At 62.1% G+C, this 17,466-nt stretch carries 15 protein-coding genes; 10 read left to right on the top strand and 5 right to left on the bottom strand.

Features of this window, described 5'->3' with window-relative positions:
• The first annotated feature begins 28 nt into the window (after positions 1-28).
• Positions 29-1,669, top strand: a complete 1,641-nt coding sequence (locus AC04SG_RS07290) for an ABC transporter substrate-binding protein (protein ID WP_488550470.1) — start codon at positions 29-31, stop codon at positions 1,667-1,669.
• A gap of 671 nt (positions 1,670-2,340) precedes the next feature.
• On the opposite strand, the gene AC04SG_RS07295 is transcribed toward AC04SG_RS07290, so the two are convergent.
• Positions 2,341-3,213, bottom strand: coding sequence for a DUF4747 family protein (locus AC04SG_RS07295; RefSeq protein ID WP_488550471.1), 873 nt, complete (start codon positions 3,211-3,213; stop codon positions 2,341-2,343).
• A 271-nt stretch (positions 3,214-3,484) separates the two neighbouring features.
• Between AC04SG_RS07295 and AC04SG_RS07300 the strand changes: the two genes are divergently transcribed.
• Entirely contained in the window at positions 3,485-5,170 is a 1,686-nt protein-coding gene (locus AC04SG_RS07300; protein ID WP_488550472.1) for a hypothetical protein, read from the top strand.
• A 27-nt stretch (positions 5,171-5,197) separates the two neighbouring features.
• Here the strand turns inward: AC04SG_RS07300 and AC04SG_RS07305 are convergent, their stop codons facing one another.
• Positions 5,198-5,980: a hypothetical protein gene (locus AC04SG_RS07305; RefSeq protein ID WP_488550473.1), complete on the bottom strand. Its 783-nt coding sequence runs from the start codon at positions 5,978-5,980 to the stop codon at positions 5,198-5,200.
• A 150-nt stretch (positions 5,981-6,130) separates the two neighbouring features.
• On the opposite strand from AC04SG_RS07305, the gene AC04SG_RS07310 reads away from it, so the two are divergent.
• Genes AC04SG_RS07310 through AC04SG_RS07340 form a run of 7 tightly spaced genes read left to right on the top strand, consistent with a single transcriptional unit; the run spans position 6,131 to position 12,440 of the window.
• Positions 6,131-6,763, top strand: coding sequence for a DUF4129 domain-containing protein (locus tag AC04SG_RS07310; protein ID WP_488550474.1), 633 nt, complete (start codon positions 6,131-6,133; stop codon positions 6,761-6,763).
• Positions 6,760-7,965 carry a DUF4350 domain-containing protein gene (locus AC04SG_RS07315; RefSeq protein WP_488550475.1) on the top strand — a complete coding sequence of 402 codons (1,206 nt, stop codon included), beginning with the start codon at positions 6,760-6,762 and terminating at the stop codon, positions 7,963-7,965. The genes AC04SG_RS07310 and AC04SG_RS07315 overlap by 4 nt, the downstream gene beginning before the upstream one ends.
• The gene (locus tag AC04SG_RS07320; RefSeq protein ID WP_203279010.1) at positions 7,952-8,908 is read left to right on the top strand and encodes an AAA family ATPase; all 957 of its coding nucleotides are present in this window, start codon (positions 7,952-7,954) and stop codon (positions 8,906-8,908) included. Before AC04SG_RS07315 ends, AC04SG_RS07320 begins: the two co-directional genes overlap by 14 nt.
• On the top strand, positions 8,905-10,215 hold the full coding sequence (locus tag AC04SG_RS07325) for a DUF58 domain-containing protein (protein WP_488550476.1): 1,311 nt from the start codon (positions 8,905-8,907) through the stop codon (positions 10,213-10,215). Before AC04SG_RS07320 ends, AC04SG_RS07325 begins: the two co-directional genes overlap by 4 nt.
• Positions 10,212-11,231, top strand: a complete 1,020-nt coding sequence (locus AC04SG_RS07330; protein WP_488550477.1) for a stage II sporulation protein M — start codon at positions 10,212-10,214, stop codon at positions 11,229-11,231. The genes AC04SG_RS07325 and AC04SG_RS07330 overlap by 4 nt, the downstream gene beginning before the upstream one ends.
• Complete coding sequence (locus AC04SG_RS07335) at positions 11,218-12,078, top strand: RDD family protein (protein ID WP_488550478.1); 861 nt, start codon at positions 11,218-11,220, stop codon at positions 12,076-12,078. The genes AC04SG_RS07330 and AC04SG_RS07335 overlap by 14 nt, the downstream gene beginning before the upstream one ends.
• A 14-nt stretch (positions 12,079-12,092) precedes the next feature.
• Positions 12,093-12,440, top strand: a complete 348-nt coding sequence (locus tag AC04SG_RS07340) for a hypothetical protein (RefSeq protein ID WP_488550479.1) — start codon at positions 12,093-12,095, stop codon at positions 12,438-12,440.
• A gap of 32 nt (positions 12,441-12,472) precedes the next feature.
• Here the strand turns inward: AC04SG_RS07340 and AC04SG_RS07345 are convergent, their stop codons facing one another.
• A complete protein-coding gene (locus AC04SG_RS07345; RefSeq protein ID WP_203279006.1) occupies positions 12,473-13,159 on the bottom strand; it encodes a D-lyxose/D-mannose family sugar isomerase in 687 nt (228 codons plus the stop codon).
• A 143-nt stretch (positions 13,160-13,302) separates the two neighbouring features.
• Between AC04SG_RS07345 and AC04SG_RS07350 the strand changes: the two genes are divergently transcribed.
• Positions 13,303-14,361: a D-TA family PLP-dependent enzyme gene (locus AC04SG_RS07350; RefSeq protein WP_488550480.1), complete on the top strand. Its 1,059-nt coding sequence runs from the start codon at positions 13,303-13,305 to the stop codon at positions 14,359-14,361.
• A 39-nt stretch (positions 14,362-14,400) separates the two neighbouring features.
• Here AC04SG_RS07350 and AC04SG_RS07355 read toward each other — a convergent pair whose 3' ends face one another.
• Positions 14,401-15,153, bottom strand: coding sequence for a heme ABC transporter permease (locus tag AC04SG_RS07355; RefSeq protein WP_112563598.1), 753 nt, complete (start codon positions 15,151-15,153; stop codon positions 14,401-14,403).
• 281 nt (positions 15,154-15,434) lie between these two features.
• Positions 15,435-17,207, bottom strand: a complete 1,773-nt coding sequence (locus AC04SG_RS07360) for a glucan ABC transporter ATP-binding protein/ permease (protein ID WP_488550481.1) — start codon at positions 17,205-17,207, stop codon at positions 15,435-15,437.
• Positions 17,208-17,466: the final 259 nt, after the last annotated feature.

Here is a 17,466-nt window from a genome sequence, read left to right on the forward strand (position 1 = left end):
CGGGCCGCTCGACAAAGAGGGAACGACGATGAAATTCATGCTGACCGACCGCAAATTGCACCCGCAGGCGAAGCCCGTTGCCGACGATTTCAGGAAAGGCGGGATAAACCGCCGCGAATATCTCGCCATCATGGCCGGCTTCGGAGTCGGCGCGGCCGGCGCGCTGGCGCTGGGCGGCCTCAGCACGTCGCCTGCCCGGGCCGAGGAGCCGAAGCGCGGCGGTACCTTGCGCGTCGCCATGAACGTCAAGGGCTTCAAGGATCCGCGCACGTTCGACGGCGTCGAAATGTCCAATGTCGCACGCCACTGCAACGAATATCTGGTGCGCTGGAACCGCGACTTCACCTTCGAACCGTGGCTGCTCGAAAGCTGGGAAACCAGCGACGACGCCAAAACAATCACCCTGCATGTACGCAAGGGCATCGCCTGGTCGAACGGCGACACCTTCAACGCCGACGACGTCATCCACAATCTCACCCGCTGGTGCGATGCTTCCGTGGCCGGCAATTCGGTCGCCGCGCGCATGGGCGCGCTGGTCAATGCCGACACCAAGAAGCCGGTCGATGGCGGCATCGAGAAGGTCGACGACTTCACCGTCAAACTCAATCTGCCGAAGCCCGACATTTCGCTGATCGCCGGCATGGCCGACTATCCGGCACTGATCATGCACCGCTCCTACGAAGGCGGCGACGACCCGATGAAGGCGCTGGCGATCACCACCGGCCCCTGCGAACTGGTCAGTTGGAATGCCGAGACAAGTGCTGAGGTCAAACGCAAGGACAAGCCCTGGTGGAAAGGCGACTTCTACCTCGATGGCATCAAATGGGTCGACTACGGCTCCGACCCCAATGCCATGCTGTCGGCGTTCGAATCCGGCGAGATCGACACCGACCACGAGACCGCCTCCGACGCTGTCTCACAGACCGAGCAGATGGGCTTGCAAAATTCCGAGATCGCCACCGGCTCGACCATCGTCGCCCGCTTCAATGTCGGCAACGCACCCTATGACGACGTCAAGGTGCGCCGCGCTGCCCAGCTTTCGGTCGACAATTCGGCCGTGCTGGCGCTTGGCCTCGGTGGCCGCGGCAAGCCCGCCGACAACCACCATGTCGGCCCGATGCACCCTGAGTTTGCCGATATCGGCCCGGCCAAGCGCGACATGGACCAGGCGAAGAAACTGCTTGCCGAGGCCGGCAAAGCCGACCACGAATTCGACCTGATCTCCGTCGATGTCGAATGGCAAAAGAGCACCGGCGACGCGATCGCAGCGCAGATGCGCGAGGCCGGCCTGAAGATCAAGCGCACGGTGTTGCCGGCGGCGACCTTCTGGAACGACTGGAGCAAATACCCCTTCTCCACCACCGAATGGCTCGGGCGCCCGCTCGGCGTCCAGGTGCTGGCGCTTGCCTATAAATCGGGCGCCGCCTGGAACGAAAGCGCCTATGCCGACAAGGAATTCGACGAACTCCTCGACAAGGCGCTGGCAACGCCGGATGCCGCCCAGCGCAAGGAGATCATGGCCAGGATCGAGCAGAATCTGCGCGATGCCGGCATCATCATCCAGCCCTACTGGCGCTCGGTCTACCGCACCTACCGCAAGGGCGTGCAAGGCTGCGAACAACACCAGTCGCTGGAACAGCACTTCGAGAAGGTGTGGCTGGAGGCGTGACCCCTATTTCCTCGCACATCCTCTGCGGGTATCTGCACGGCAGCGGCCCGACCGCTTGGACATCTCGCAGGGCGGATCAAACTAGCCAATGCATACCGACGCACTTAATCGGGACTCCCCTCCGCGGGGTCTTTGATTAACGCCAGGCGGTAGACAGCAAGAGCCGCTGCAACCGTAAGCAATACGGAGTACACAAGCAGAAAACATCCTATGAACGAGCCTGTCGTGGACAAAACATAGAATACTGACTCCGCGGCCGGATACGAGCTTTCGAGAGTCTTCGTCAGATCGAATAGCCATGATCCTTGGAATAGGAATGCCCAGGTAAGCGATAAAACTTGTATAAAAATAAAGTGAAAAAAAGTGGCGTTTATCGCCTCTAGGTAACTGGCTCCGTGAGGAGATTTCACCTGCCGCAAAGCACCTTTCAAACGACCACTCATTATGCTGAATAGGATCGCATATGTTCCAAGGCTGAAACCTAGAAGGCTTGGAATCAGCATTTCAACTTTCTCGACCCACTTCGGCATAAGCCACTGCGAATAGTCCAATGCAGCAATGACCAACGCCATCCCGAAAAATGGCGACGCAACCACGCTTTTGAGGCCGCCGTACGATCGGAGATATCGCCTAAGCCATTTAGCTAGAGTGAGCCATTGTCCGAACATGAGCTATTCATTGTCTTGTTGAAGGTCGGGCGGGATTAAGCCCAAAAAGGCATTTCGTTCGCTTTGCGCATCGGGATCAAATTTGTCATGCAGCACCTGAGGAAAGTGCTCGCTGTTAAGCCTCACAGCCCCCTTTTCGTCACGTCCCAAAACGTTGATCGATCCGTTCACAAGAGCAACTTTGCTAATTTTATTTATGTCATCGTCAGGTTTAATAGAGCCGTTTGCTTCAGCCTTATAAGTCACCGTGAACTGGCTGCTTTTGGTTTCTTCCAGATGTTTCTCTATATTTTTCTCAAAATCATCATCAAACACATCCGTATTTGATCTCAATATGGTAATTTCAATTTCTTTAATTCTCTTTAAAGCAAACATTTTTTCAAGTGATGCCTTGTCCTGCAATATCGAAAGCTTTGCCTCGCCAAACACAGCCATGACATCAGTATTTCTGGAAAGATAGCTGAAAAATCTTAGTGCAGAAGTAGGCGTGAGCGTCTTGCCCTTCGAGTATGTTTGAAAATAAAGCGTATGCTTCGTTAAATCAAAATAGAAGTAAAATGTAGACGAATTTGGATACAGGTTTGGAGGTATACTTACACTTGATATTTGGTCTTTCGTTGCCTCTGCGAGATTTTCAGCATTGAACCAATGGCCCCCATCTTCAAGTTTCACAAAAGTCGTTATAATTCCTGACACTATCCCTTTTGCCACTTCATTTCGGTCGATCATGGAGATCATCCCGTGCCGATCTCCATGGACTGGCCCGATCAGCCTTTTAGAAAAGATCAAGTCGATCCAACTGGCATATATAGCCGCACTATGCGGGTGCAGGCGGACATTCAGTGCAGCTGCTGATATCTTGATTTTACGTGCCATTAGCTTTCCCCTCACAACCACTTCTAGTAGACTACATCATGCAGAAGCATTCTCACTAGAGCGAGGTGGAAATCTTTTTGGGATTGAGCCACGAATTTTAGCTCCAGAACAAAGTAGGAACATCCTTCAACGCTGTCAAGAGCGATTGCGATAACCAAAACGCACGACAGAAAGGGCGTATGTGCGCTTCAGGTTAGTTTTGAGTTACTCTCGCTAACAACTTTGTGATCAGGCAATATGTAACAATGCAGTTCCAACGGTGCGGCAGCGAATGGACCATTTCGACCTCGGCACCTATCGCCGCCCCATCTCCACATCCTCGGCCGATACGCAGCGCTGGTTCGATATCGGGCTGAACTGGTGCTACGGCTTCAACCATGAGGAAGGCATAAAATGCTTCGAGAAGGCGCTGGAGACCGACCCTGATTGCGCCTTCGTGCATTGGGGCATCGCCTATGCCGCCGGGCCTTTTTACAACCTGACCTGGAAGGAGCACGGCAAGGACGAGGCGAACCGTGCGGCCAAGCGCTGCTTTGATCATGTGCAGCTGGCGCGTGCCCATGCGGCGAAGGCCAGCCCCGTCGAGCAGCGGCTGATCGAGGCGCTGGCCGCCCGTTTCCAGGAGCCGCACGGCGTGATGCCCGCGGAATTCGAACAATGGGACAATGCCTATGCCGCCGCGATGCGGCAGGTCTATCGCCACTTTCCCGACGACCATGATGTGATGGCGCTCACCGTCGAGGCGCTGATGATGCGCACCGTGCGGCGGCTTTGGGATTTGAAGACCGGCAGACCGGCGCCCAATTCGGATGTGCTGGAGGCGCTGGAGGTCTGCGAGCGTTCGATCCGGCTGTCGGACGAAGCAGGCACTGCGCCGCACCCGGCGATCCTGCACCTGCACATCCATCTCCTGGAAATGTCGACGCAGCCGGAGCGCGGCATACGTTCGGCCGATTTGCTTGGCACGATGTGTCCCGATGCCGGCCACATGAACCACATGCCTGGGCATATCCATGTGCTGTGCGGCGACTACGAGAAGGCAAAGCTCGCCAGCGAAAAGGCGGTGCGCGCCAACGACCTCTACCTCGCCTATACCAGTGAGCCGACTTACTATCTGCTCGGCTGCTGCCACGACCTGCATCTGATGATGTTCACCTGCATGTTCCTTGGCCAGTACCAGCCGGCGCTGTGGGCGGCCGACAAGGTGCGCAGCTTGGTCGCGCGCGACGTGGTCGCCATCCAGGACCGACCGAAACTGACGCAGACGGTTGAAGGCTATCACGCGATGAAATCGCACGTGCAGGTGCGCTTCGGCCGCTGGCAGGAGATCATCGATGAGCCGATGGTGGCGGAGCCGGAACTCTACGTGCTAACCGCCGCCATGCAGCACTACGCCAAGGGCGTCGCGCATGCCACGCTCAAGCATTTTTCGGCGGCCGAGCGCGAACGCGAAAATTTCCGCAGGCATGTCGAGAGCATACCGCCGGAGCGCCGCTTCCTCAGCAATCCGACCCGGGCCTCGCTGGCTGTCGGTGCAGCCCTTCTCGATGGCGAGCTTGCTTACCACCAGGGCCGCCATGACGGGGCCTACGATCACCTGCGCCACGCAGTCGAGCTCGACGACAATCTGTCCTACACCGAGCCATGGGCCTGGATGCACCCTCCCCGCCATGCGCTGGCCGCCCTGCTGCTCGACCAGGGCCGCGCTGAAGAGGCCGAGCAGGTCTATCGCGACGATCTCGGCTTGAGCGGCAGGGTGCAACGCTGCGCGCAGCATCCCGACAATGTCTGGGCGCTGCACGGGCTGGTCGAATGCCTGAAACGGCGCGGCGAGAGCGTGGAGATGCCGGGGCTGCAGGCGAAGCTTGCCGGGGCGCTGACCAAGGCGGATGTGACGATCACCTCGTCATGCCTGTGCCGAACGAGCGTGCAATCGGAGCATAGCTGCTGCCATTGAAGCCCAGCCGACCGCAGCGGCGTCGCCTTATGAGAAAATCTCCGCCAGTTCGTCGACGCTGGTGCCTTCCTTGACCTGGCGCAGCTCGACATAGCTGACCGCGGCGGCCACCGACAGCAGCATCGACGTCACGCTCTGCACCAGCCCCGCCACGATCGTAGCGGCAGTGCCGTGAAACAGGTAGACAACCACGCCAACCGCCCCCTGGATGACCATGGCGATGATGAACAGCACCACGAACAGGCCGAACAGCGACCAGCGGCTGCCTTTGGTCAGGGCGCGGCTGCGCGACATCGAGCCGAACACGCCAAGCCGCTCCTGGATCAGAACCGGCACCGAGACCGACCAGCCGAGCCACAGGATGATGCCGGGCACGATCAAAGCGATCATGGCCAGGCCCGATCCCAAAGCAACGAGGAAACCTATCGCCAGGGTCGGCAGCAGAAAGCGAATGGCGATCTGCAGGCTGTCGCCGAAGGTCGGGCGCTTGCCGTTCAGGTCTTCGATCGTGGCCCGCACAAGCGCCGACTGAAGCAGCAGCGCGAAAATGGAGCTGACGAAAATGGCGACAACCGTGACCCAGGAATTGCGAAACATTAATGTGGGATCGGCCGCAGCGCCAGGATCGACCGCCAGGATGGCTTGCATGCGCGATTCAGTCCACAACTGCATCAAGACCGTCGGCAACCCTGAAAACAGCAATGCCAGTCCGACAGTCAGGACGATATTTCGGCCGATGACGGAGAAGCTGTTGTTGAAGACCCTGCCGATCTGAAATTTCTCAGGCCGTGCAAATGTTGCCGAAGTCATGATGCGCCCCCTGTTTCATCGCCGAATATTGTCCGGCGACCGCAGTAGTAAATTTGCCAAGATTGGCGAGCGGCGTCTAGCCCACTTGCAAATGTTGCGCTGCATTGTCAGTGTCGGCGCGCGAACCGCAGGTTGCATGGGGGCGAAAAGGTGACTGCCGCACAGCCGGACGCTGCGCAAGCCGAATGGCTGGCCAAACTGCACAAGCAGTTGCTGTCGGACGATTCGATCCAGTTCGACCTGCCGGGCTATGTGCAACCCCAGCCCCCCGAGTGGCTGAAGCCGTTTGGCGAGTTCCTGAAATGGCTTGGCCCCTACATGATCTACCTGTTCTGGGGCGCGGTGATCACGGGCGCAGCGATCATCCTGTTGCTGATTTTGCTCGAGGTGAAAGGCGTTGCCTGGCGCCTGCCCTGGCGGCGCAAGAAGGGCATGACCGAGGCTGAGGCGACGTGGCGTCCCGACGTCGGTGCGGCGCAGATCCTGTTGTCGGAAGCCGATGCGCTGGCTGCCCGCGGCGAGTATGACGAAGCGGTGCATCTTTTGCTTCGCCGCAGTGTCGCCGACATTGCCGGGCGCCTGCCCGACTTCCTGCGTCCGTCGCTGACCGCGCGCGACATCGCCAGCGCGGCTTCGATCCCGGTGCGGGCACGCAGCGCCTTCACCCAGATCGCGCGCATCGTCGAGGCGGCGCTGTTCGCGCGCCGGCCGGTCGGACCCGAGGGCTGGCAGGAGGCACGCGGCGCCTATGAGCGATTCGTCTTCAGGGATGCCTGGGTGTGAGCGCTTCGACCGCGGACATCGCCCAGCAGGAACCGTTCAGCCGCAGGACGCTGTTCTGGGGCATTTTTGCCAGCCTGCTCGCGGCGGCGGGCTTCTTCCTGTTGTCCACCTATGCCCCCGACTTCCGTCAGCCCAGCGTCGGCGGCGCGACGCCCCTGTCTAAGAGCGGCATCGGCTATGCGGGCCTGGCGGAATGGCTAAAGCTGACCGGCGAAGCCCCCGATATGGCGCGGTCCGACAGCGATCTTGAGACCGAAATGCTGCTGGTCGTCACCATCTCACCCGACAGCGATCCAGATGCGCTCGCCAACATCATCAAGCTTCGCAAGGGTATGGATACGCTGTTCGTGCTGCCCAAATGGGCGACCTTGCCGCTGTTCCAGCATGAGGGCTGGGAGATGAAGATCGAGCGGCTGCCGGCCGTCGTGGTGAACGACTGGCTCGGCCGCATCGCCAAGGCCAAGCTCGGCGGGGGCGACATCACGGTCAAACAAATCGACGTCTCAGGGCAGACGGTCAACGTTCCCGACCAGTTGCAGTGGGTAGCAGACGAACACCCGCTGATTGCCGCCGGCAATGGCAAGGCGGTGCTGACCGAGGTGGAAGACGAGCGGTTCTATATTCTGATCGACCCCGACCTGATCAACAATGCCGCGCTCAAGGATCCCGACAAGGCAGCGGCGGCGCTGAAGCTGATCGAGTTCCTGCAGTCCGAAGAGGGTCCGGTGATGTTCGACCTGACGCTGCACGGTTTCGGGCGGAAATACGACCTCGCCAAGCTTCTGGTCGAGCCGCCATTCCTGGCGCTGACGCTGACCATCCTGGCGGCGGCGGCGCTGGCGTTCCTGCATGGCCTTGGCCGGTTCGGGCCGCCGCGGGCCGATCAGCGCGCCATCGCCTTCGGCAAGCGGGCGCTGGTCGACACCACGGCGATGCTGTTGCGCCGCGCCGGCCGGCTGGAGGAACTGGGCGATCGCTATGGCGCGCTGGCGCGGGTCCGCGCCGGCGCTTTGCTCGGCGCGCCGCATGGTTTGCAGGGCGAAGCGCTCGACCGCTGGCTCGATTCCCGCGATAAGGACGAACCCGGCGGTTTCACGACCCGCCTGCAAGCCGCCGACGCGGCAAAGACCCTGACACAAATGCATGAGGCAGCCGAAAAGCTGCATGACTGGACGGCAAGGAGGCTCGGTGAACGTCGATGATGTGAAGGCCCTGGCGACACAGATCAGGGAAGAGGTGGCCAAGGCCATCACCGGGCAACACGATACGGTCGATCTGATGCTGACGGCATTGTTCGCCGGCGGGCATATTCTGCTCGAGGGACCACCGGGCACGGCCAAAACGATGACGGCGCGCTGCTTTGCCCAGGCGCTAGGCGTCGCCTATGGCCGCATCCAGTTCACGCCAGACCTGATGCCCGGCGACATCGTCGGCTCCAACATCTACAATTTCCAGACCGGGCAATTCACGCTGACGCACGGTCCAATCTTCTGCGACCTTCTGTTGGCAGACGAAATCAACCGCACACCGCCAAAGACCCAGGCCGCCCTTCTGGAGGCGATGCAGGAGCATGCCGTCACCTTTGACGGCACCACCCATTCGCTCGGCCAGAATTTCATGGTGGTGGCGACGCAGAACCCGATCGAACACCAGGGCGTCTATCCCCTGCCGGAGGCCCAGCTCGACCGCTTCCTGTTCAAGCACCGGGTGAGCTACCCCGGCCCTGAAGAAGAAAAGGCGATCATCATCCACCACGGCGGCGGCAGCGCCTCGCACGATATCAAGCAATACGGCATCACCGCCCAGGCCGACCGCAAGACGCTGGAAAAGGCGCTGGCGACGGTCGGCGAGGTCACGCTGGTCGACGATGTCGTCGACTACATCGCCAGGCTGGTGCGGGCGACGCGCGCCAGCCCGGACCTGGAGGTTGGCGCCAGCCCGCGCGCCGGCGCCATGCTGGCGAGAGCCGCACGCGCCCGGGCAGCGCTCGACGGCCGTGCCTATGTCATCCCCGACGACGTCAAGGCGCTTGCCGTGCCGGCGTTGCGCCATCGCGTGATCCTATCGCCGGCGGCGCAGATCGACGGCCGCCTGGTCGAGCAGATCGTCACCGACCTTGTCGACCAGACGGAAGCGCCACGTTGATCTATCCGAGCGGCCGGGCAGTCTGGGCAGGTGCGGCAGGGGCAATACCGGCCTTCCTGATCGCGCTCGCGCTGCCGTCGCTGTGGTATCTCGGCCTGCTGTGGATCTGCGTGCTGCTTGCTTTCCTGGCTGTGGACGCGGCCGCCGGTCGCGGACGCGCTTCCCTGGACGCCACCATCCATGCGCCGCCGCAAGTCAGCGTCGGCGGCCAGTTCACCGTCAATGTCACCGCCAGGCTCAACGGACGTCCGCGCGCCGTGCAGGCGCGTCTCGGCCATGATGAGCGGCTGGAGCCGCTGGGCGGCACCGGCGGCGCATTGACTGCTGAGGCCGGCAGCGCATCGCTCGACCTCAAATTCCAGGCGCTGCGGCGCGGCATGGCCAGGTTCGATCGCCTGTGGGTGCGCTGGCGCGGGCCGTTCGGTCTGGTCTGGAACCAGGTCGTGCTGCCGATGGACAACAAGGTCGCGGTGCTGCCTGACATCCGCAGCGCCCGCGACGAGGCAATCACGCTTCTGCAGCGCCAGTCGCTGCCAGACGGCCATGCGCAACGCCGCGCCGGCCAGGGTCGCGAGTTCGAGGCACTCAAGGATTACCAGACCGGCATGGGCCGGCGCATGATCGACTGGAAGCGCAGCGCCCGCCACGGCAGGCTTCTGGCGCGCGAGTTCCGCATCGAGGAGAACAACAACATCGTGCTTGCCATCGATAGCGGCCGGCTGATGTGCGAGCCCGTCGACGGCGTGCCGAAGGTCGACCGCGCCGTCACTGCCGCCTTGCTGACGGCGTTCATTGCGCTGAAGGGCGGCGACATGATCAGCCTGTTTGGCTTCGATGCGCGGCCGCGCGTGTCCAGCGGCGCCGTGCGCGGCTCGGCCAGCTTCGCCATGATCCAGAAGCGGGCGGCGGAGATCGACTATTCCACCGAAGAGACCAATTTCACTTTGGCGCTGACGACGCTTGCGGCGCGGCTCGACCGGCGTTCGCTGGTGATCATCTTCACCGATTTCGTCGATCCGATCAGCGCCGAACTGATGCTGCGCACCGTCGGCCGGCTCACCGAACGGCATCTGGTGCTGTTCATGATGATGAAGGATGTCGAACTGGAGACACTGGCCGACATGCCACCAGACACTCCGGAGGACGTGGCGCGCTCGGTCGTCGCCGGTGGGCTGTTGCGCGAAAGGCAGGTCGTCATCGGCAGGCTGCGGCTGCTCGGCGCGCATGTCATCGAGGCCGACCATCAAAGGCTGGGGCCGGCGCTGGTCGAGCGCTATCTCGAGCTCAAGCAGGAGGATCTGTTGTGAACGCGCTGGTCGGCAAGGATGCGGTGCGCCAGTCGCTGGCGAGCTTCCGTTCGGAACGCGAAGCCGACTGGAAGGCGTTCGAGGCGCTGCTTGCCCGGGTCGAGAAACGCGCGCCGCGTACGCTGTCGGAAGACGAGCTTTTGTCGCTGCCCCTGCTCTACCGCTCGGCGCTGTCCTCGCTCTCGGTGGCGCGGGCGACGTCGCTCGACAATGCGCTGGTCGGCTATCTCGAAGCGCTCTGCCTGCGCGGCTATTTCTATCTCTATGGCGCGCGTCGGAGCCTCCGGCAGCGCATCGGCGATTTCTTCCTGCATGATTGGCCGCATGCCATTCGCGATTTGTGGCGCGAAACCTTGCTGTCGGTCATCTTGACCTTCGTCGGCTTCGGCGCCGGCTACTGGCTGGTGGCGAAAGACAAGGGCTGGTACGACGCCATCATTCCGCCGAGTCTCGCCGGCGGGCGCAACCCGGACGCCTCAGTCGAAGTGCTGCGCCAGGTGCTCTACGATGGCGCCGACAGCAACTTCCTGTCGGGCTTCGCCGCCTATCTGTTCACGCACAATGTCCAGGTGGCGATCCTGGCCTTCGCGCTCGGCTTTGCCTTCGCAGTGCCGAGCGTGCTGTTGATCCTGATGAATGGCTGCCTGCTCGGCGCGATGTTCCAGATCTACGTCGCCAAGGGGCTTGGCGTGGAGCTGGGTGGATGGCTGTCCATCCACGGCACCACCGAGATGTTTGCAATAGCCTTAGCGGGCGCTGCCGGCATGCGGATCGGCACGCGCATCGCCTTCCCCGGCGAACTGACCCGGATGACGGCCGCGGCCGATGCCGGGCGCGTGGCGGCCACCACCATGGTTGGGGTGACGATCATGCTTTTGTGTGCCGGCCTGCTCGAAGGCATCGGCAGGCAGGTCATCACCAGCGACGTGACGCGCTATGCCATTGGCGGCGGCATGCTGACCTTGTGGCTTTGCTATTTCTATTTGTTCAGGGTGGTGCGGCATGGCGACCGCTAGGCGCGCCGCCGTCTCGACGATACGGCCGCTGATCACGCCGGAAGGTGTCGATCTCCGGATCAAGCTCGCCGATGCCGGCACCCGCGCCGCCGCCTTCCTGCTCGACTTTGTGATCATCATCGTCACTGCGATCGTGATCACGATCGTCGCGCTGTTCGGGCTGGCCGGCCTCAACGGCGAAGGGGCGCAGCCGCTGTTCATCGTCTGGATCATCCTGATCTTCTTCCTGCGCAACGCCTATTTCATCGTCTTCGAGGCTGGCCGCCGCGCCGCCACGCCCGGCAAGCGGATGCTCGGCATCCGGGTGGCGTCACGCAGCGGCGCCGGCCTTTCGGTCGATCAGGTCATCGCCCGCAATCTGATGCGCGAGATCGAGATATTCCTGCCGCTGTCGATCATCCTTGGCCGCAGCGAGATGGGGCTCGCCGACACGCTGTCGACGATCTTCGGGCTGGTCTGGGCGCTGCTGTTTGCACTCTTCCCGCTGTTCAACCGCGACCGCATGCGGATCGGCGACCTGTTGGCCGGAACCTGGGTGGTCGAGGCGCCGAAGCTGGCGCTGGTCGAGGACCTGTCGCAACGCCAGAACGCACGCGCCTTCCGCTTCACCCAGGCGCAGCTCGACGCCTATGGCATCGCCGAACTGCACAAGCTGGAAGAAGTGCTGCGCCGCGACGACTATTTCGCGCTGAAGGCCGTGGCCGAAACGATCGGGCGCAAGATCGGCATGGTGATCGAGCCGGTCGATTCCAGGGCTTTTCTCATTGCCTATTATGGCGAGCTGCGGGCTCAGCTCGAACGCAAGCTTCTGCTGGGAACACGCAAGGCGGACAAGTATCAGCGGTAGATCGGAGTTGCGGCGTGCCAGCTACAATCAGCAAGGCAGAAGAAGCCAGGATTGAGTGCGCCATTCAAGCCGCGATCTCGGGATCCTGGAACGAATTCAGTAGACTCACTGATGCACCATTTTCCAACGATGCATCGATGATGGAGCAATTTGCAGACTCCTCCCGCCGGCTTCAGGAGGCCGGCGGGAATTGGACAATGGGTTCTGTCGTAGGCATCGCACCTGACGAGACCCGCCTGATCACAACAAAGATCGAAGCGCCACCGAACGTCGATATCGTTCTTAGCCTGCACAGCACGAGTGACCGAGACGACAGCACGATCAGCATCTGGACATTCTATCAGCAGCTAAACTGGGACTGACCAGCGGCCCTGAGCGGTGGCTGCACCCTCGCCTACCCCACCCACTTCTCGTAGTCGGACACCAGCAGGTGCAGCGGCGCGACGTCCTCGTCGATGTTGGAGAAGCGGCCGATCGGCTCGCGGAAGACGTTGTCGGTGAGATCGTCATTGACGGTCGAGACCTCGCCGATCAGCACATCCCTGCCCTCGGCCCAGAAAGCGTGCCAGACGCCGGGCATCAGTGTCACGCTCTGGCCCGGGTCGAGCTTCAAGAGCCCGCCTGCCGGCAGCCTGTGGATGGTGCCGTCAACCGGCACCGAGACTTCGGCCTTCGGATCAATGCCGCCGTCGCGGTCGTGCATGAACAGTTCGAGCACCAGCTTGCCGCCGCCGCGGTTGATGATGTCCTCGGCCTTGATGTTGTGGCGGTGCATCGGCGACAGCTGGTCCTTGCGCGAGATCATGATCTTCTCGGCATAGAGCATGCCCATGCCCTTCTTCATGTCGGCATAGACGCCGTTGCGCACGGTGAACAGAAACAGGCCGAGTTCGTCGAATTTCTCCTGGCCGTAATCGGTGATGTCCCAGCCAAGCCGCGAGGTGAAAATAGCCGCGGAGTCAGCCTTGCGCGCCTTCATCTCCTCCGGCGACCAGTAGGCGAAGGGCGGCATGATGTAGCCGAACGAGCGGATGAAGGCGTCGGCATCGCGGATGATGTCGTTGACGGTGGAGCGTTTCATGGTCGTGATCCCTTGGCGTCGCGTTCCTGCCTAAAGCGCATAGCCGAACAGCGTTGCGGTGTCGACGCAAACTGCACGCTGGCCCCATGACATCCGGGCCGATCGGGGCCATAAGTCCAGCCAAATTTCCCAAGGTGACATTCATGCAAGGCATAGACGACCTCGATACGCCGGCGATCCTCATCGATGCGGCCCGCGCCGAAGCCAACATCGCACGAGCGCAGGCGCATGCCGACCGCCACGGGCTGAAGCTCAGGCCGCACATCAAGACCCACAAGCTGCCCTATTGGGCGAAGAAACAGGTGGCGGCGGGAGCGGTCGGCATCACCTGCCAGAAGATCGGCGAGGCTGAGGTGATGGCCAATGCCGGGCTCTCCGATATTTTTCTGCCCTACAACATTTTAGGCCGCGCCAAGCTGGAGCGGCTCAAGGCGCTGCATGGCCGCGTGACGCTGTCAGTGACGGCCGACAGCCGCGAGACGCTGGAGGGGCTCGCCGCCACCTTCACCGATGCCGGGCATCCCCTGCCCGTTCTGGTCGAATGCGACACCGGCATGGGCCGCTGCGGCGTACAGAGCGCCGCCGAGGCCTTGGCGCTGGCAAAAGTGATCGATCAAGCCAAGGGGCTCACCTTCGGCGGACTGATGACCTACCCCGCGGCTGGCCGCGCAACGGAGGCCGAGACATGGCTGGTTGGCGCCAAGCAGGCGCTTGCGGCGTCGGGTCTCGCCTGTGATCGTATCTCCAGCGGCGGCACGCCTGACATGTGGCGCTCCGGCGAGGACAGCGTGGTCACCGAATACCGCCCCGGCACCTACATCTACCTCGACCGCTATCAGGTCGCCAAAGGCGTCGGCACGCTCGACGAATGCGCGCTGACAGTGCTCGCCACGGTGGTGAGCCACCCAACGCCGGCCCGCGCCATCCTGGACAGCGGCAGCAAGGCGCTGTCCAGCGACACACTGGGATTGCCTGAGTTTGGCGAGTTGCTCGGCATGCCCGGCGCCCGCGTCACTGGCTTAAGCGAGGAGCACGGCACGGTCACGCTTGGAAATGGCGCGAGCCTTCGCATCGGCGAGCGCGTGCGCGTGGTGCCGGACCATTGCTGCGTGGTGACGAACCTGTTCGACCAGGTGCATCTGATCGACGGCGACAAGGTGCTGGAGACGCTGCCTGTCGTGGCGCGTGGGCGGATGGGGTGAATGGCGCTTCCCTTCCCCCCTTGTGGAAGAAGGGGGAGCTCAGTTTGCCTGCCGCGCCGCTACCCTGCGCATGGCGATCACCCGGCGGCGGCGGATTTCGGTGCGCATCGCCGTCAAATGCAGGGCGAAGAACAGCACGGTGAAGCCGAGCGCCATCACCAGCAGCGGCCACAGCAGACTGGGATCGATGGTCGGCCCGCCAAGCCGGAACACTGAAGCCGGCTGATGCAGCGTGTTCCACCAGTCGACCGAGAATTTGATGATCGGGATGTTGATGAAGCCGACCAGAGTGATGATGGCGGCAGCCCAGGCGGCGCGGCTGGCGTCATCCAGCGCGCGCGTCAGCGCGATGATGCCGAGATACATCAGGAAGAGGACGAACACAGACGTCAAGCGCGCGTCCCACACCCACCAGGTGCCCCACATCGGCTTGCCCCAGATGGAGCCGGTGATGAGCGCAAGCGCGGTGAAAGTGGCGCCGATCGGGGCTGCCGATTTCAGCGCGACGTCGGCCAGCGGATGGCGCCAGACCAGCGTGCCGAGCGCGGCGACCGCCATGACCGTGTAGCACATCATGGCGAGCCAGGCGAAAGGCACGTGGATGTACATGATGCGAACAGTGATGCCCTGCTGGAAATCCTCAGGCGCGGCAAAGCTCATATAGAGGCCAACGGCAAGCAGGATCGCGGCGATCGACGCCAGCCACGGCACCAGCCTGTCGGCCAGCCCGACAAAGCGCGTCGGGTTGGCAAGATCCATCCAGCCTGCAAGGCGTGAAGTCGTGTCGCTCATGCGGACCTAAATAGACCGGCGGCGGCTTTGGGGCAATCGAGGGAGTGTCGCAGGGGTGAGAAGCGGTCCGCGTTAGCGGACGAAAAGCCAACTGCTTGGCTTTTCGAGCTTCGAACGCCCTGAGCCTGCGAAGGGCCGGGCGGGGGTGCCGATCCTCCCGGCCGGGTCCCCGCTGCTCCGCAGCGTCCCGGCGCCGGCCTTTCATCGTGCCACCGGCACGATGAATTCGCTTACGCGAACCGGCTGCTCACCCCACAACGGGAGAAGGGAAGGCCTTGCACTTAAGCCGCTTCGATATTCACCGTGCGGCTGAGGCGGCGGACTTCCTCGTCGTTGAGCAGGCCGCCGGCGCGCAGCAGGCTGGCGAAACGGCCGTTACGCAGCGACAGTTCGGCGAAGCCGCCCATCTCGACCACCTTGCCCTTGTCCATGAACACGACCAGATCGGCGTCGCGAACGGTGGTCAGGCGGTGGGCGATGATGAAGGTGGTGCGGTTGCGCCTCAATTCGTCGATCGCTTCCTTGACGCGGTCCTCGGTCTCGACGTCGAGCGCGCTGGTCGCCTCGTCGAGCACCAGGATCGGTGCGTCCTTCAGCACGGCGCGGGCAATGGCGATACGCTGACGCTCGCCGCCCGAAAGCTGGCCGCCACGCTCGCCGACGACGGTGTCGTAGCCGGCGCTCTTAGCCAGGATGAAATCCTGGGCAGCGGCAGCATTGGCGGCGGCATGGACTTCGTCATAGGTCGCCTCGGCGCGGCCGACACGGATGTTGTCCTCGATCGAGCGGTTGAGCAGGCCGGCATCCTGGAAGACGGTGGCGATCGAGTGGCGCAGCGACTTGCGGGTCACCGTGCGGGTGTCGATGCCGTCGATCAGGATACGGCCGTGGGATGGCGAGAAAACGCGCTGCAACAGATTGATCAGCGTCGTCTTGCCGGCGCCGGTCGGGCCGACGATGGCAACGGTCTGGCCAGCCTGGACCTCGAACGAGACGTCATCGATCCCCTGCCCCGAATTGCCGAACTCGAAGCCGACATTCTCGAAGCGGATATGGCCGGTGACATTGGTGAGATCGCGCAAGCCATCCGGTTCGGCAGCGTCGGCGGCCGAATCCTCGAGATGGTAGAAGTCCTCCAGCTTGGCGCGGGCTTCCGAAATCTGGTTGGCGAAAGCCGACATCTGGTCGAGGCGAGCGATCAGCAGCGTGGCAAAGCCGGTGAAGGCGATGACGTCGCCGATCTTGAGCTGGCCATGGGTGACGAGATAAGCGCCGATCAGCAGCACGACCATCATCGAAATGGTCGACGACAGGCGGTGCAGCGCATTGGCCATCGCCCACCAGTCGAGCACGGGGTTCTGCGCATCGAGCAGGTTCTTGACGTAGCGGCGCAGCGTATCGGCCTCATGGCCGAGACGGTTGTAGCTCTGCAGCACGGCGACGTTGCTGACCGAGTCGGTCACATGCGCAAACACCTTGTGATAGTGGCGCTCGACGGCGGCCTGGCCTGCCTTGGTGCGCTTCATCACCAGGCGGCCGATACCGACATAGAGAACGCCAAGGCCCATCAGCACCATGGACATGCGCAGATCCATGGTGATCGCGGTGGGGATCAGCAGAGCAAGCGCAACGGCCGTCGACAGATGCTGGCGCATGAATTCAAGCCACAGGCTGAACAGCGTCTCGACAGCGCGCAACAGCGTGTGCAGCGCGTTGGAGGTGCCGCGCTGATGGTGCCAAGCAAGCGGCATGGTGATCACGCGCTCGAACGACTGGCACAGCACTTCGCTGCGGCGCTTGTGGGCAAAACGGTCAGCGCCACGCGCCACCAGCACGAAGGCAATGATGTTGAAGGCGCCGAGGCCGGCCCAGAGAGCCAGCGTCGAAAACACCGAACCCTTATCGGAGATGGCGTCGATCACCCGACCGAACATGATCGGCTCGAGGATGGCGATGATGGCAAGCGCGACATTCGCACCGCAGATCAACGCAACGCGTTTCCTGTCGGCTGCGAGATAACCCAGCGCTCTCCAGTAGATTTGCAGAAGTGACACTTCAGCTACTCCGCCCAAACATTCATTGTGCACTGCACCATTTCTTGACACGTATCGGTTAACGGGTCGCAAAACAATGCCCGTCTACCTCTTCCGTTCCCATTCTGCGAACAAAAGATGACGACGCTGCGAAATCTGCCGTGATCACCTAACGGTTTGAGATAAAAGGTGAAATGTCAGTCTTGCGGCAAAATCATGGCACGTGCCCAAGGCTGCCACATTTTTAATCACCCACGCCCGGCAGCGCCAATACATAAGA

This window comes from Mesorhizobium sp. CNPSo 4684 (assembly GCF_057784315.1).